Source organism: Pseudanabaena sp. CCNP1317 (genome assembly GCF_034931345.1).
Classification (GTDB): Bacteria; Cyanobacteriota; Cyanobacteriia; order Pseudanabaenales; family Pseudanabaenaceae; genus Pseudanabaena; species Pseudanabaena galeata.
Window position 1 is genome coordinate 19,466 of record NZ_JAYGIF010000020.1, and the last position, 17,630, is coordinate 37,095.

The window sequence follows — 17,630 nt, forward strand, 5'->3', positions numbered from 1 at the left end:
CGAACTTACGTCCATATTTGCCCTATTACCCACTAAAAGAGAGCTACAGTAGAGCAAATCAATCAGTTAGAGCGATCGCCAATTATGGAATTAGGATATGCATAAACTAATCCAAGCAATTTTGAATAGTGACGAGAGAAATACTCTAGAGCAGCTAGTTACAAATTTACGCGACAATGGGAAGCGCTACTTCTTGCGAAATGAGATTCTCCAAACATTTACAGAGCTTTGTCAACAATTACCACAGCACACTCAAGCCTATCACAGTTCTTCTCTAAGTCAGTTGATCAACTATATCCACGAATTAATTTTGGATGAGAATTTAGATAATAGCTTAAATGAGAATTTAAAAGAAAACAGTGTTTGGTTAGTGCTGCGTCCTTGGATTGGTAGCCAGCAAGTGTGGAAGCTAACCGCAGATCTCACCAAAGAAACTCAGATGGACGTTCATGAACTATTAAATCTACGCGATCGCCTAGTTAATCGAGAACAGCCTCACATTCTCAATATTGACTTTAATCCTTTCTATGAAGGCTCTCCACGCATTAGCGATCCGCGAAATATGGGGCAGGGACTAACGTTTCTTAGCAACTACCTATGCAACAAGCTAACGAGCGATTTCCCTCACTGGGTAGAGGCGCTATTCATGTCTCTGCATATACTTGAACATGACAGAATGCAGCTACTGATCAATGCTCACATTAAGTCAGGTGTCGAACTAGCTAAACAGGTAAAACTTGCGCTCAAACTTTTAGATCGAGTAGATGCTAGTCTTCCCTATGCAAAAGTGCATAGTGATCTCCAAGCCCTTGGATTTGAGGCAGGGTGGGGAGATACGGTTGGACGTACTCGCGAAATGATGGAACTGCTCCATCATCTACTTGAAGATCCCGAACCTGCTATTTTGGATACCTTCGTATCACGAGTTCCTGCAATCTTCAGTGTAGTATCTATTTCCATTCATGGATGGATCGGTCAAGAAAGTACTTTGGGACTGCCAGAAACTTGCAGTCAAGCCGCCTATGTGCTGGAGCAAGCCCGCAGTATTGAGCAACAAATCCATATGAATATCCAACAGTCGGGACTAGACTTGCTGGGTATTCGTCCGCAAGTGATTATCCTCACGCGCCTGATACCTAATTGTATGGAAACGCAATCCCATTTAGATTGGGAAAAGATTGAAGGCACTGACAATGCTTGGTTTCTGCGCGTACCCTTTCAGAAATTTAATCCCGCCGTGACCGATCATTGGATTTCTAAGTCTGAGATTTGGCCCTATCTCGAAAGCTTCGCAGTAGATGCAGAAAGGGAACTAATCGCGAAACTAGGCGGCAAACCAAATTTAATCATTGGCCACTACAGCGATGGAAATTTGGTGGCTACGCTATTAGCGAATCGGCTCAACGCCATCCATTGCCAAATTGCCCATTCCCTAGAAAAACCGAAGCATCTATTTAGTAACCTTTATTGGCAGGATTTAGATTCCCAGTATCACTTTTCATCCCAGTTTACGGCGGAGCTAATTGGTATGAATGCGGCTGACTTCATTATCACCTCATCCTATCAAGAAATCATGGGAACGCCAGAAAGTGTTGGTCAATATGATTCCTATCAATGCTTTACGATGCCAAATTTGTATCATGTCACGAACGGCATTGACTTGTTCAGTCCGAGGTTCAATCGCGTCCCGCCAGGAGTGAATGAGCAAATATTTTTCCCTTATCATCAGCTCGAAAATCGCGATCTTGAGCAGCGCAACCGCATTCAATCGTTACTCTTTAATCAGGAAAACAGGCATGTTTTCGGTCATCTAGTCCAGCCCAATCTACGCCCAATCCTTGCTGTGGCAAAGATCACTACAATTAAAAATCTGACTGGTTTAGTAGAATGCTTTGGGCGTAGCTCAGAATTGCAGAAAGAATGCAACCTGATTTTAGTTACGGATGCTTTAGAGGTTGGTGATGTCAGTGACTCCGATGCAAAGGAACTGGCTAAACTGCATACTCTAATTTATCAATACAATCTCCATGGGAATATTCGCTGGTTAGGTATGCGTCTTATCAATAGTGATATGGGAGAAGTCTATCGGGCGATCGCCGATCGCCAAGGAATCTTCATACATTTTGCTAAGTTTGAGTCTTGTGGGCGTACCATTCTCGAAGCGATGATTTCTGGACTGCCCACCTTTGCCACTGAGTTTGGCGGTTGCTTAGAAATTATCCAAGATGGCATCAATGGCTTACATATCAATCCCTTGGACTTGAATGGCACTGCAAAAAAGATTTTGCAATTTCTCAATCAATGTAAAAGCGATCGCGAATACTGGACTCAGATTTCTGAACTTGCGATTCAACGCATTCAAGAGCAGTATAACTGGCAAGATCATACCCAAAAGCTGCTTCTGTTAGCCAAGATTTACAGCTTTTGGGACTGTATCTACTCAGACAACCGTGAGGCGAGGCAACATTATCTAGAAGCCCTCTTCTATTTGCTCTACAAACCTCGCGCCGAACAGATTTTAGCAGAACATATGCAGCGATAAAATGAAAACTTCCAACTCCCATGATTTGCCAAGATCCCCTGATTTAACTTATACTGATTGGACATTGACCGAATCTCAATTCGATCCCGCACAGTTACATTCTAGAGAAACCATATTTACGATCGGCAATGGGTATTTGGGAACGCGAGGCAGCTTTGAAGAGGGCTATCCCCATGCCTTGCCAACTACCTTGGTGCATGGGGTCTATGATGATGTGCCTGTGGTCTATACCGAGTTAGTCAATTGTCCCGATTGGCTATCATTACTGGTGATTGTGAACGGTGAGCGATTTCGGCTCGATCGCGGTGAAATCATCAATTATGAACGTCAGCTTGACTTGCGTTGTGGATTGCTGACGCGATCGCTGCGTTGGCGTAGTCCCAAGGGAAACACCCTAGATTTACGATTTGAACGTTTTGCCAGTTTTACCGATCCTCAAGTGTTAGGCTTGCGCTGCCAAATTACAGCGATTGATTTTAAGGGCACAATTGAGGTGCAAGCCAGTATCAATGGCTATTCTGACAATCAGGGCTTTAATCATTGGGAACAACTAGATCAAGGCAAGATTGAGAAAGAAAGCGATCACAAAATAGTCTTAGAGCAAGATGATCAGATTGGCGGCGCTTTGTGCCGCCAATCCAATAGTGAAGGGATTTGGCTACAGGTGCGGACTCGTGGTTCCCGCATAGAACTGGGTATGGCGGCAAAACTTGCTGTGATTGATGTTGAGGCAAATTTACAAACGACCAATACCCCAGGATATCCCACGGCGATCGCGACTTTTAACATCATCAAGGGACAGACAATCAACATTGAGAAGCTCGTGACCCTGTTTACATCGCAGGAAACAGAAAATCCCCTTCAAGCGGCTCAAGACAAATTGGCAGAATTACCATCCTATGCAACATTATTAGAAGCACATCGACAGGCGTGGGTATCAGTTTGGGAACGTAGTGACATCGAGATTGGTGGCAATGTCCAAGCACAGTTGGCAGTTCGCTATAATCTGTTCCAACTTTTAATCGCCGCATCTCCCGATAACGATCGCGTCAGCATTCCCGCAAAAACTCTATCAGGATTTGGCTATCGAGGTCACATTTTTTGGGATACAGAGATTTTTATGCTGCCATTTTTTACCTTTACACAACCCGCGATCGCCCGCAATTTGTTAACCTATCGCTATCACACTCTCAATGGTGCAAGACGCAAGGCAAATGATAGCGGCTATAAAGGCGCGATGTTTTCTTGGGAAAGTGCAGCAACGGGCGATGAAGTGACCCCTCTTTGGTCTATGCCCAACGATCCCTATGCCAAAGCGGTGAGAATCTGGTGTCGCGATCGCGAAATTCATCTTAGCGCTGACATCGCCTATGCTGTCTGGCAATATTGGCAAGCGACGGGTGACGATCTCTGGCTACGAGATTATGGAGCGGAAATCATTCTCGATACGGCGCTCTTCTGGTTCAGTCGATTGGAATGGAATACTAACCTCGAACGCTATGAGCTTTGTGGAGTAATCGGAGCCGATGAATACCACGAGCAGGTGAATAACAATACTTTCACTAATCGCATGGCGCAGTGGCATTTAGAAAAGGCGGTAGCAGTCTATGATTGGCTACAGCAGAAATTTCCCGATCGCGCTACTGACCTATCTCAAAAGCTACAACTTTCGCCAGAGCAAATGCTTAAATGGAAAGAAGAACTCGCCAAAATCTATGTTTCCTACAACCAAGAAAATCAAGAAACAGAAGTAATTGAACAATGTGATGGATTTTTTCAACTTAAAGATATTGACTTAAACACCTACGAACCCCGCGATCGCTCAATTCAAGCAGTTCTTGGCATGGATGCAACCAATGAGAGCCAAGTCCTCAAGCAACCTGATGTGTTGATGATCCTATACCTGATGCGTGACCATCCAGAATTCAGCGATCGCCATGACTGGCTGCAAAAGAATTGGAACTACTACGCTCCCCGCACCGACAGCACCTACGGCTCATCCCTAACCTCCGCCATTCATGCGATCGTCGCCGCTAATGTCGGCGCTGCATCCGAGGCAGATCATCACTTTATGCGAGCCGCGATGGTCGATCTCGAAGATAATCGCGGTAACACCCCAGACGGGATTCATGCAGCTTCCGCAGGCGGTATCTGGCAAGCTGTGGTGTTTGGGTTTGGCGGCATTCAACTGAAGGACGATCAACCTGTTGCTAATCCACATCTTCCGACCTCTTGGACTTATCTCAAATTCAAACTGCAATGGCATGATACTTGGTATAGTTTCGATTTAGCACCCACACTTGCTCAAGTACCTGACATTCAAGGTTTCATCTTCGATCTCGATGGAGTTTTGACTGATACTGCCGAATTCCACTATCGGGCTTGGCAGAAGCTTGCTGACGAAGAAAAAATCCCCTTTAATCGCCAAGCAAATGAAGCCCTGCGCGGTGTGGCAAGAAGAGAATCGCTGATGCTAATTGTCGGCGATCGCGATTATTCCGAAGAAGTTCTCCAAGAGATGATGGATCGCAAAAATCACTACTATGTGGAATCAATCGAAGATACTACGCCCCAAGATGTTCTGTCAGGGGTAATTGAGCTATTAGGAGAACTCAGACAATCGGGAATAAAAATTGCGATCGCCTCCGCAAGTAAAAATGCCCGACCCGTAATTGCCAAGTTAGGAATAGCCGATCTAGTGGATGCGATCGCCGATGGCTACAGCGTTGAAAATCCCAAACCCGCCCCTGACCTGTTTCTCTATGCTGCTACCCAGATCGGCATTGCCCCTGCTAAATGCGTTGTCGTGGAAGATGCTCCTGCGGGAGTCGAAGCAGCGATCGCCGCAGGTATGTGGGCGATCGGGCTTGCACCTAAAGAACATAGCGATCGTTTTAACGGGGATGCACATATTGTTCTCCCGAATTTGACAGGGTTCCACTTAAGCGATATACAAGCTAAATTAGGCAAGTCTAATAAGCAGGAATAACAGCCGCACAAATCAACAAACCAAGAAAATTTTTGAAAGAGTTGCAAAGCAACTCTTTCAAAAATTTTCTTGGTTTGGGTTTGAACGTAAAGCACTGTAAGCAATGTTGTAACGCTTTATTGCGTAGTAAATCAAATCACTCAAATCACTCAAGAGACTAAACACTCTTCTGCAATGGTATGCATATAGAGAAGTTAGGAATTTCTCTATGTGACTATAACTTGCGAGGAAATATATGCCTAGACTTGTAGGAAAGAAAAATAATTCGGCTTTATATACTGGTTTAGCTATGTTGATAGCTGCTGCTGGAGCCGTCGCTTTGGAATACTTCGGAGTAATAGACCTTGTTCCTGATTTTGGTAAGGAGACGGAAGTAAGAAGTAGCTCTACAAGCCAACCTATAAAAAAGAACAAATCTGTCAATTAAGAACTAATGGTACGTGGAACGCTGAGAATGGGGCTTGGAGACCAAGCCCCTACATCTTGGTTGTAGGGGCTTGGTCTCCAAGACCTCTTTTAAGTTGATATGAAAACAGTATGGCGATCTTTGTTCTACGTAACATCAATTAAGAAATTAAGATTTACTTTCACCAAATTTAGGAGAATGGAATGCGTAACGGTAAAGGAATGATTGGGAAACCTATAGTTGCCTATGACTCTGGGGAAGAATTTAGAACGATTATGGACTTGGTTTTTGATCAAGAGAGTAATCAACTATTGGGATTTCTTGTTGATGAAGGTGGTTGGTTTAGTAATGCATTGGTGCTACCCTTAGCAAATATTCAAGCAATCGGGACTGATGCTGTAATTGTCTCATCTAGAAGTGCGATCGATTCTGCTGTCGAATTTCCTCAAATTCAAAGTATTTTAGAAAAAGATAACATCTTGAAAGGCACGAGAATAATGACCCTTGATGGTCGTGATTTGGGAACAATGGTTGACCTTTACTTTGATGACAATACTGGAGCGATCGAAGGGTATGAAGTATCTGGTGGCATCTTTGCTGATGCCTATTCTGGACGTTCCTTTGTCCCTGCTCCTGACACCCTGAAGATTGGAGAAGATATCGCCTTTGTACCTTCAGAGACTGCTGACTTAATGCAAGAGAAAGTCGGTGGGATTAGAGGAGCGATGCAAACTGCAAGTGGTAAAGTTCAGGAAATGGCGCAATTCACAGAAGAAAAAGCTCAAGAAGCGGCGCAATTTACAGGTGAGAAGTTTCAAGAAGCGACGACATTTGCAGGCACTAGCTTTACTAATGCTGTTGTTGATCCTGAAGAACAAGAAATTTTTGTATTAGGAAAAGTTGCTCAAAAAACTCTAGAAGCTACCGACAGCATAACTTTAATTTATGAAGGGCAGGTTGTGAATTCATCTCATATCTTGGCTGCTCGGAATCTGAATATGACCAATGATCTCTATCATGCAACGGGAGGACTTGTAACAGAGAGACTTAGCAAAAGATTATCAGATGCAGTTACAGGGCTGGGTACAAATATTGGTATCGAGCATTCCCAAGGTCGGCGAGTGAACAAGATGATTTTCACACCTGAAGGCTCAGTTGTAGCCGTAGAAGGTCAAATTGTGACCCCAAAGGTAATCGAAAGAGCAAAAGCTCATCATCAAGAACAAGCTCTATTAGAAGCGGTGGGTTTAACTACAGGTGACGCATTGAGAGTTACTGGCTCTAATGTCGGACAACAGGTTAAGGATGGAGCAAAGGGGCTATGGGAGCAAGTGAAAGAAACTGCTAGCAATTTGCAGGAGCATGGCAATCAAGCTATTGAAGACAAAAGGATCAAAGGTGCTTTAGGTCGTCCTGTAACTCGCGTGATTCTCGATCGCAATGATGAGGTGATTCTCAATATTGGTGAATTGATCACGCATCAGGCGATCGCTATTTCCCGTAATGCTGATGTCTTAGAAGTCCTACTTGACTCAGTGTATACGGAGACTCCAAATCTATCTCTAGAAGATTTACGCGCTCAAGATTCTGGCAAAGCCGCTTTAAATTAATGCATTATTTAAGTAGCTAGGCATAATTAACCCCTCCAACCAAAGATTGTTCCACCCTCGTAGCAGGCGGAACAATCTTTTATCTAGTTTAACGTCAGTTCGACGAAAGCTAAAAATGGTAAGAATCGCTAAGCGATTCTTACCATTTTTAGACATTTGCGGCGTGCTTTGCACACCGCAAATGGCGATATCGAACTCACGTTAGTTTATATGGATAATAAAATTAAAGCTGATTTAAGCACTTCTAATGAGCCTCTACTGGATAAAGACATCTCTCTCAAACATATACTCGATCAAAGCAAAGAAATCACAATAGATTTAGAAAATGCTGCGGATCAACTCGGCTCAGTAAATGCAGTTCTTAAAAATGATCATAAAGTCATGCCACCATTTCCAACCGTTGAAGAAGTGATCGCTCAGAATGAGGAAGCCGAGAAAAAAGTACATAAAGCTGCCGAAGATTTACATCAGATTAATACCGAACTAACCAAACAAGTTGCTGATAAATACAACATCGAATCTGAACTAAGTGAAAATTCTTAAGCTGTTATTAAGCTTATTTAGACTCAATCAATTCATGCATGAAGTCAACCATGGCTATGACAAATTAGACAATATACAACTGAAATAATTCATAAAGGAATAGATAATGAAACTCAATTTTCTAGCTGGGCTAGCTCTATTGGTATTTAGCAACCTTGTAACTAGAGTAGAAGCTGAGACAATTAATTCTTCTAATTGTGGATGGGTAAAAGACTGCGCGATCGCAGTCAAGAAGAACGAAGTCGCTAAACCTGTAACACCCTCAACAAAATTAGAGCAAGTTGAAAATTTCATTCAATTATCAGAAGATAAAATACCAACAGTCGCCACTTTAACTGAGAATTCCCAAAGTAAGGCAACTAGCCTCAAAGGCTCAGCAATCACCATTTCTCAGATCGTGCCTCCCACTGATAGCAACGGTAACCTTATCTTTAGATCCACGCGATCGGGACCAAGCTATTTAGGAGTTGGAGCTAACTTTGGTGTAACTGGTGGAAGTGATTTAGGCGGGACAAGCTTTGCGATTATTAGCAAACTTGGTTTGACTGAAGTTATATCAGTTCGTCCTAGTGTTCTCATACTCAGAGACTTTGCTACTATTTTACTGCCTGTAACCTATGATCTTGCGCCTCAACAGTCTTTTGGAGATTTGCAGTTTTCTCCCTATCTAGGTGGTGGAATTGCGATTAATACTGGCTCTAATAGTAGTGTTGGTCCAATGCTTACCGCAGGGTTTGATATCCCTCTATCATCAAGCTTTACAATCAATGTAGCTGCAAATTTAGCTTTTTTGCGTACTACCGATCTGGGAATATTGGTAGGGATTGGTTATAACTTTTAAATTTTGCGAATCAAAAAAAGAGCCACAAGAAAAAAAGCGTTGCTTTGCAACGCTTTTTTTCTTGTGGCTCTTTTGATCGGCAAGGTGCTTTAAGTCACAAAGCCAAAAAAATTTTGAAAGCCCCAAATGGCATAACCATTTTAGGCTTTGGTATTAGTTTTCTTGCAGGGAATGTCCAACTTTCTCTAGTACATGCTGCACCTGACTAGCTTCGCGATCGCTACCAACTTCAATAATTAAGAACTTGCCGTTGTCAATTGCTTCTACAAATAATGCAATGGCATGTGCACTAATTCCCAAATTAGTTAAAGTGACTTCCAAGCCACCTTCTGCAGTAATGTTTTCCCAATTCATTACACTTTGAGGCTCTTTATAGTCTTTAGCAACAATAGAAATATGAGCAATAAGCAAACCTTTCTGCTCCATCTCCAATACAGCCTGTTTCGCGTCTTCTTCAGAGTCAAAGATATCAACAACAGTTACTCTATTGGTTAATTCAGACAGAGAAGATTGTCCCTCCATGTATATCATCTCTGGCACAATTGCATAGTTGTTTAGCAATCCTTCACCATCGACTGTATGCCCATGAGCCCTGTTGATTTCGTCAGGATGCATTGGGGTTTGTTCAGCTAATATAGTCATTTATAATCTCCTGAAGGTTTCTGTAATTACCTTGTCAGAGCAATGATTGACTTGATAAGTGAGATCTCTAAATTGATTGATCTTGTTGCAAAGTGTAATACAGTGCTTTGCTATCAAACCAAGAAAAAATCAGAAAAAGTTGCTTTGCAACTTTTTCTGATTTTTTCTTGGTTTTGGTTTGATAGGTAATGGTCAGCTACTTACATCGCCTTGTACTCAAACCTAAAGTCCACAAGACTATTCCCATTCGCGTTCTTCGAGTTCTTGTTGTGGTAGTAACAAAGTTGCTTCTATCTCTTCACGAATACTAGCCGTAACTTCACAATTGCTATTGAGACAATCAAGCAGTAGTTGATTAGCATCGTAATAATACTGCAAAGCCTGTTCTTGAGGAAGACTAAATTCCCATTTGTTACCGATATTGCGATGGGCTGAGATCGCCTCCTGTAACTTGATTACCCAAGTCGCATAGTTTTTGTTGCACCAGTTATCAAAACTTGCCTTCGTATGATTGTTATTAGGCAATTGATCGCTGAGTTGCTGTAATGATTTATGAAATCCAATGTCAACAACGATTCCTAAAATATTGCTTAGAGCGTCGCCACAGGCATGGACATAGGCAAAATCCTTACTATTTTCGAGCACAGATTCGCGTAATAGATCATCAAGAGCCGCATCTAAAAATTCACCCTGATCTAATGTACAAGCTAAAGCTAAATCAGGGGCAAGATTGGGCGCACGGGTGAGGGCAAGATAAAAAGCACGACCTGTTGCAGATTTCGTTTCTAATGGATTAGATTGTGATTTTTGACTCGCCCAAGCTAAAAAATCTTGTAGATGTGGGTCTTCAGAAACAAGCGCATCAATTTGTTGCTTCATTAATTCCACTAAGCCATCGGCACTGCGGAGCATACTCGCCGTTAGCAAAAAGATTTCTCGCCAATGGGGATCGGTAATATGATTCACAAGCCCCTGTAATGACTGACCTAGGGCTTGCAGGTTATGATTAGCAACAATCTTACGAGCAGTGAAATATTCTTGTAAAGCCAGATAGGAGAATGAGAAGATACCTCTCGCCCGTTCTGCTAACAATCCATGCTGCGACTCAATCGCTCTTAATACGTCCTCACTCGCCTGCTGGATTTCTTCGGGATCAGTACTAGCATCGGGAAGGCTTACTAGATAGTCACCAATATACTGCTCTACAGCTCCTTGTTCAAAGAAATACTGACCCTGCTCAAAGGTAGCTGAGGCAATTTGGCTCAATAATTTAAGTTTTTGCGGCAACAAAAATCCACGATATATTTGATCTCGTTCAATGCCCTCCGCCTCATCCCATTTTCCGAGAAGTAAATCCATTCCTTGCTTATAAAACTCGGCTTGCTTAATGGGAAATTTGCCTTGACGATGAAATATGGAACAGGCAAGATGTAAAAATAGAGGCGTAGTAATCATGCGTCTAAACCTCCAATTTTCAGGCAATTCCAGCTTCTCTATAAATTTGCGTGAATTATCTACTCCATCACTATAATCTTGGGTAAAAGCAACAAACCATTTTTGCGAAAAATCAGTAATTTGCTTTTGGGTGAACGGGGCAATTTCCACATCTGTAAAACCTTGTAGAGCTAGCTTTTGGGAGGCTGTGCGGCAGGTTGCGACAAATTGGTTTTTGTGGTATTTCTCGGAAAATCGTCGAATTTCATTGAGGATAACACTTTCTTCTTCATGGGCTACTTCATCCATTCCATCGATCAAAAGTAGGATTCTTCCTGCTTGTAGTAACTTCTTAATCACCGATAGTTGCGAAATATCAGTAGTTAGAAATTCTTGATGGATAAATTCTAAGAAATCAACACGCTGTTGTTCTCTACGGCTTTCCGCAAAATCTCGAAGTTTAATAAAGATAGGAATTTGACTTTCAACAAATTGCTCACGATTACATTCGATGGCAAGATGCTTGAGAAATGTCGATTTTCCAGAACCCGGTTTTCCTAATACTCTGAGCTTGTTATACTTTGCAACAGCCTGCATCCCCGGAATTTGGCTTTCGACGATTTTGCCCAGACCAAAGCGATCAATATCTTCAGGGGCGAGACTATTGATTGATGCAATTTCCAGCCATTGTTGACTGGCTATCTGTTCTAGGATGTTGACATCGATATAAATCTGCTCGATTTTGATAGGACGAGGTACATCCAATAGCTGCAAGATGCCGCATTGGTGATTAATTTTTTCGCGCCGATGCGATCGCACTGTTTGTACAAGAGCATCTATCCCTAATTCAGTTAAGTCAATGCTTCCATCTTCATTGCGATCGATATATTCGAGGGGAGGATCTAGGGCAATCTCTCGCCAATCTAAATCTAATCTTGTACAAATCTCAAAAAATGTATAACGTTCGATCGCCTGACCATCAAAAAAGCGCCAAATCGGTTGTCTAGTTTTGATCCCAACTTCATTAGCGAGATATTCTTGAGTCCAGCCTTTGAGAGCAAATTGCTGTTTAGCCTTTTTTACCCCTGCTGGTGATGCTTGTAGCGATCTCTTTGCCATAAGGGTAATAAGCTCTTGTATATTTTGTATATTTAAGAATATCCCAATTACTCAAACAAGAATTAGAAGCCTAAGACTTCAAAAATAAATATTTGTAATTAAGTCAATCAAAATATAACACTAACATCACAAACATTTTTTAATATAATAATTTATTTATACTTTGCTATAAATTCAGAAAATCAGACCCAAATTCATTGCAAACATTATCTTCTAGTTTTTTATTAATCATAATTTATTTCAAGAATTATTTTTAATGGCTAATTGAGGGGGATTTTTTAGAGGATTGCAACAACCCCAAATTTATTCTTCGATGCCTTCAAAGACTTACAGAGAATACATTATAGAAAATCAGTTCGTATTTGATAGTTAAGCAAAAATGATTTAAAACCTGCATTTAAACTTAGGGACAATTTGTGGACTATCTCTAAGTTTAGTTGGTTTGTGTTAAGTTCCAACTTTTTTATTGTAGGTTATATATCTGTCAATTTATACAAGTTAGATTTGATTTTACATTTAACACTAAATTTATTTTTCAGTTTTTTACTAACTACTCTAGTTTATTGTAACGAATTAAAACGTTCTAAAACATCTTATACAAATCAATCAATTGTTTATACATTATCTCTAATGATGAAATGTAAAGCTTGAAATACTAAAAATACTAACTAGCTACAATCGAGCATATTTTGATAAGTTTTACCTCCTTGCTCCTAACTAAATCCTCCTCCCTTCCCACCCAAGGATTAACTGCTTAAAGACACTCTCACCGAATGTCACTCAAAAGCCATAGCCTTTCATCAGTATGAAGAACAATATGGATACCAAAATTACAGTAGATGCGAATACATTGGAGCATTCAGAAAGTACTGAAAACATTCCTCTTAAACTTGTTCTTGATCAAAGTGAGGAAATCAAAAAAAATGTCAAAAAAGTTGCCGATCAAATAAGTTCAGTAAATGCAGTTTTCAAGCAAGATAAAAAAATTTATTTCCCATATCCAACTATTGAACAAGCGATCGCTCAGAATGAAGAAGCTGAACGAAAGATGAATAAAGCTGTAGGCGATTTACATCAAGTTAACACTGAACTTGCCAAGCAGGTTGCTGAAAGAATTGATATCGAATCAGAACTGAAGCAGGCAAAGAGTGAGCTATTTGATATACGTGCTGATTTATCAAAATCCCAGATCAAAGAGAAAGATGCACTATATATTGCACTGCATGACTCATTAACGGGGCTACCAAATCGTTTGCTATTAGAGCAGCGTCTAGATCATGGATTGACTCAATCAAGAAGATATGGCTGGAAACTAGCGGTTATGTTCATTGACCTAGACAAATTTAAGAACATCAATGATTCCTATGGTCATGATATTGGCGATAAGCTACTGATCACTATAGCAAGGCGTTTAGAAGATGCTGTGCGGGGTGAAGATATGGTCAGTCGATGGGGAGGTGATGAATTTATATGCCTCCTTTTAAATATAAAACACGAATCTGATGCGATTAGCCTTGCCAACAAGATGGTTGAGGAGATTTCTCAAAAATGTGATTTGGACGGAATAGTAGTTTCTATCAGTGCCACAATTGGGATCGCGATATGTCCTAGGGATGGCGAGACGGCTGAAATCCTATTTAGACAAGTAGATCGGGCTATGTATAGATCGAAGGGGACAGATCAAAGAATTATGCTGTTTGATGAATCTATTTTAGATGCTGATGTTACGTAGAACAAAGAGCGTCATCATGTTCCCATGTCATCCTAAAAGAGGATTTGGAGACCAAATCCCTACATATTTGCACGGTAGGGGCTTGGTCTCCAAGCCCCAATCTCAGCTTTTCACGTAACATCAGTTAACGTGAGTTCGATATGGCTCTTTGCGTCGTGCGAAGCACGACGCAAATGGTGAAAACTGGTAAGAATCGCTAAGCGATTCTTACCAGTTTTCACCATTTGCGTCGAACTGACATTCAGTTACAGGATTTACATTTATGATTTTGATTCCCGTTATAAATAAAACCATTTTTGACCACATCTTTTGATTCACAGTTGGGTGATTCAAAAGATGTGGTCAATTTGGCATTGATAATTAAGTGTCTAAAAGTTCTTTTATGATTTTATGCTTACATCTGGCGTACTACCATTCTAAAGCCTAGCTATTGCTCAAAAATGGTGTCTTAGGTGACAGTATATAAGTGTGACAAACCTATTCAGACTGATATCTATGAAATTTTGATCTTTTTTTGATCTTTTATAGATCAGATCTAGAGCGATCGCTGTATGCTTGAATAGCAGTTTTTTATCTACAGGAGATTACTTAGTTAGTTTTCCCCTTCAAACACAAAAAAGCCAGTGACTGCAAACCACTAGCTTTCTTGTAAACCCGAAGGTTTTTTAAATTTAATATCCAGGAATGGACAGATGTTGCTTTTAGACGGGCAATTTTGTTCAGCGCTTTCTTATATCTTAACGCAAGATACAAGTTTAGCAACAGTTTTTGCTGCAAATTTTTAATAATTTTGCAAAAAGCAATTATTGATTATCGAACTGAATTCAAAAAGTCTGTTTATTTCCTGATTGAAATCGCTACAAACCTTACAATCAGGACAATCTAGATGTTTTTAATTTTGCAACTCTTGCAGGTGCGAATCTTTTTTAAGATCGACCTTAGCAAGCTCATTGGAGGTCAAAAATAATGATCTCCCTAAATAACCAGTATTCTTCCCGAAAGTTTTCACCAACTAAGTCAAATAATCCTTGCCCGATCTGCGATGACATCACAGGTAAATGTCGAACTGCCTCTGATAATCAAGATTTTGTTCTGTGCATGACCCATCCCAGTGATGCCGATCTGCCTGATTGGAAATATCTGGGCGAAACAAATGGCAGTTACTTTGCGGGTAAGTATGTCCGCAAACGTCCTGAGTCTGAGTCGGATCGCCTAGAGCGTCGTGACCGAAATTTAAAACTACGGATGGCTCAACAAAAGGCGAAGCAAGATGGTTTGGCGAAGTTGCCTGATGCTGCCCAACGCGATCGCCTCTATCAAAATTATTTGCAGAAACTTGATTTAAACAGTTTAGATAAGGCTGATTTAGAAAGTCGTGGCTTATCTGAGCTAGAAATTCAATATTTAGATGCTAAATCAACTAATTCTGGCTATATACTGCCAATTAAGAATCCTGATGGCAAAATTCTCGGCTTTCAAATCCGTTTACGTGATGCTGATTCAGGACGCTATCGCTGGCATAAGCCTTTTGGGATCTCAGCACAACAACAAAATGGTGAGTTGCCTTTAGCTTTTCATGGTGATATTCAGGTTGATTGTCAGCGTGTGGTCTTGGTTGAAGGGACAGGAGTTAAGCCCTATCTTGCTGCTAAGTTACGTGGTTGTGTAGCGATTGGTGCTTCGGGTGGTCAGTTTGTAGCTAGTAAAAAAACTTTACAAAGTTATTTTGATGCAATTTGGGCTAAACCTGAGTTGACAAGGTTGGAATATGCGATCGATGCGGGTGACATTACTAATTCATCAGTAATGCGCCGCCATGAGAAAAATCTGGATTTCTTAAGTGAGCTAGATTTTGCGGTTGATGTTCTCTGGTGGGGTCAGGTTGCTAAAACTGATGATGATATTGATGAGTTATCTGGTGATGCAGCGATTCAGCTTTTGACGGTTGAGCAGTTTTTTCAGATTGCTAATTACCAGCCCAAGCCTAAGTTTTCGCCGCTCCAATGGCTGAAAGATAAGCTTTTTCCCAAGAAGGCGGCTAATGGTTTTGCTCAGAAATCTGACAAACCAAGGCGATCGCCTCAACCCACGTTACCTAAATTTGTATATGAGGCTGGGGCAAGGCTGGAAACTTGGCGTGATTCATTACTAACTCACAAACATGTCCTTGATGCTTCAGCGACGGGTACGGGCAAAAGTTATGATGCGGGGCGCTTGCGTCCTGAGTTATTTAATGATGTTGAGCGGATTATCTATATATCTAATGATTCGCGTAATGTCACGACTCCCACTTTACAAGATTGGGAGATTTTGCCTGCGCGTCACAATGGTTTGACTAATAAATCTGGTAAGTTGCGTCGCGCTAAGTCGGGCGAGTCTGTGCATACTCAGGCAAATTGCTCTCGGACTGGGGCTATTTCATCTCTGCGGGATAAAGGAGTTGCTGATACGAAGGTCATTTGTGAGACTTGTCCTTTGCTTAATGCTTGTCGTGGTAGTTCGGGTGATGGGTTTGGCTTTCGTCACCAAAGGGCGATCGCTTTTAATTCTAAAATCTTGCGATCGCATCCTGCGAGTTTGCCTAGTCCCACTGAGTTTGATTATTCAAAAACTTTGCTTATCTGGGAGGAGGTTTCGGAAAGTTTGACAACGATGCGTCAAATCTCGGTTAGTCGTGAGGATGTGGATCAGGCGATCGCTTTGCTAACTCGTTCTCATCTTGACCATAAGCAGCAAATTATTGATGTGCTGAATAAATTGCATGGGTTGTTGGGTGATAAGTCTTACTACGGGCTGGATTTTCATGGGATTAAATCGGCTATTCCTGAAGTTATTGATACAACTTTGCTGGCGGAGTTGCTGAAACCAGATCTATCAATTCTCGATACGGTTGATGGCATTGCTGATTCTGAGTTTGAAAATGCTACAGGTAAGGATAAGCGGGAGTTGGCTAAGTTCCACGCTTTGCTGAAACGAGAAACTACTTTCCATGCTGATGAAATTAGGCAAAAGATTGACCGTGAGGTTTTAAAGCAATGGCTGGTGGAGTTTTTAGATATTCTTTCTGAAGCTATTTCCCACGGTGACTTGCATATTCAATATGAAAAGTTAACGGTTTCTCTGGGTGACTCTCGCTTACAGGATATCGCTCGCAAATCAGCAGCCAATCTTTATCTGGATGCTACGGTTGATGTGACGGATCTGCAAATGCGTCTTGATGCTCCTGTCCATACCATTAAGCAATCAGGTGTGTTGGTGATGCCTCAGATTTTTCAGGTGCATAATCTGGGGCGTTTAGGAATGCAGCGTCGTGAGGAGAAGACGGCAAAGGTTGAAGCAATTATTGCTCATCTTACTAACCTTGATCCAACTACTAGGGTGATTGATTTTAAAAAGTTTGCTAAGTCTGATGCTCATGGCTTCTGGTTCCGCGATTCTCGTGGTTCTAATGATTTTAAATCTGCCAAAACTTTTGTGATTGTGGGTACTCCTTGCGCCAATATTGCGATGCTGCGTGCTGATTATGTAGCAATGACAGGGTTACATCCAATTGATAAAGATCCTAATTTTGCGGCGTTTATTGATCGCCATATTTTGGCGACGGTTCAGCAATGTTTTGGCAGGAAGGCGGGCGATCGCTTTCAAGATGGTGATGTTATTTACTTTTTGTCGGATTTTAATCTGGGTGATATGCCCCATACGCTTATTAAATCTGGTGATATCACTGCCGATGCGATGTCTAATTTGGAGCTTTTGCAACTCAAGGTGGCTC

Annotated in this window: 10 protein-coding genes and 1 pseudogene; 8 read left to right on the forward strand and 3 right to left on the reverse strand. The window is 41.4% G+C overall.

The annotated features are described in order from the left end of the window. Positions 1–97: 97 nt before the first annotated feature. From VB775_RS08370 to VB775_RS08395, 6 genes are all read left to right on the forward strand, one after another. Positions 98–2,542, forward strand: coding sequence for a sucrose synthase (locus VB775_RS08370; RefSeq protein WP_281009775.1), 2,445 nt, complete (start codon positions 98–100; stop codon positions 2,540–2,542). Position 2,543: 1 nt separating this feature from the next. Then, positions 2,544–5,531 carry a beta-phosphoglucomutase gene (gene pgmB, locus VB775_RS08375; protein WP_281009774.1) on the forward strand — a complete coding sequence of 996 codons (2,988 nt, stop codon included), beginning with the start codon at positions 2,544–2,546 and terminating at the stop codon, positions 5,529–5,531. Between the two features lie 235 nt (positions 5,532–5,766). Continuing rightward, positions 5,767–5,958, forward strand: a complete 192-nt coding sequence (locus VB775_RS08380; protein WP_281009773.1) for a hypothetical protein — start codon at positions 5,767–5,769, stop codon at positions 5,956–5,958. Between the two features lie 182 nt (positions 5,959–6,140). After that, positions 6,141–7,547 (forward strand): PRC-barrel domain-containing protein, encoded by a 1,407-nt coding sequence (locus VB775_RS08385; RefSeq protein ID WP_281009772.1) that lies wholly within the window; start codon positions 6,141–6,143, stop codon positions 7,545–7,547. A gap of 210 nt (positions 7,548–7,757) precedes the next feature. Next, positions 7,758–8,090 (forward strand): hypothetical protein, encoded by a 333-nt coding sequence (locus VB775_RS08390; RefSeq protein WP_281009771.1) that lies wholly within the window; start codon positions 7,758–7,760, stop codon positions 8,088–8,090. Positions 8,091–8,196: 106 nt separating this feature from the next. Then, on the forward strand, positions 8,197–8,931 hold the full coding sequence (locus VB775_RS08395; protein ID WP_281009770.1) for a hypothetical protein: 735 nt from the start codon (positions 8,197–8,199) through the stop codon (positions 8,929–8,931). Between the two features lie 153 nt (positions 8,932–9,084). Here VB775_RS08395 and VB775_RS08400 read toward each other — a convergent pair whose 3' ends face one another. Beyond that, positions 9,085–9,573, reverse strand: a complete 489-nt coding sequence (locus tag VB775_RS08400) for a hypothetical protein (RefSeq protein ID WP_281009769.1) — start codon at positions 9,571–9,573, stop codon at positions 9,085–9,087. 237 nt (positions 9,574–9,810) lie between these two features. Continuing rightward, on the reverse strand, positions 9,811–12,126 hold the full coding sequence (locus VB775_RS08405; protein ID WP_281009768.1) for an NACHT domain-containing protein: 2,316 nt from the start codon (positions 12,124–12,126) through the stop codon (positions 9,811–9,813). An 817-nt stretch (positions 12,127–12,943) separates the two neighbouring features. On the opposite strand from VB775_RS08405, the gene VB775_RS08410 reads away from it, so the two are divergent. Further along, entirely contained in the window at positions 12,944–13,858 is a 915-nt protein-coding gene (locus VB775_RS08410; RefSeq protein WP_281009767.1) for a GGDEF domain-containing protein, read from the forward strand. 241 nt (positions 13,859–14,099) lie between these two features. Here the strand turns inward: VB775_RS08410 and VB775_RS26405 are convergent, their stop codons facing one another. Continuing rightward, positions 14,100–14,204 (reverse strand): transposase-like zinc-binding domain-containing protein, encoded by a 105-nt coding sequence (locus tag VB775_RS26405; protein WP_416235812.1) that lies wholly within the window; start codon positions 14,202–14,204, stop codon positions 14,100–14,102. 620 nt (positions 14,205–14,824) lie between these two features. Between VB775_RS26405 and VB775_RS08415 the strand changes: the two are divergent. After that, a pseudogene (locus tag VB775_RS08415) lies at positions 14,825–17,630 on the forward strand (hypothetical protein); the annotation flags it as partial.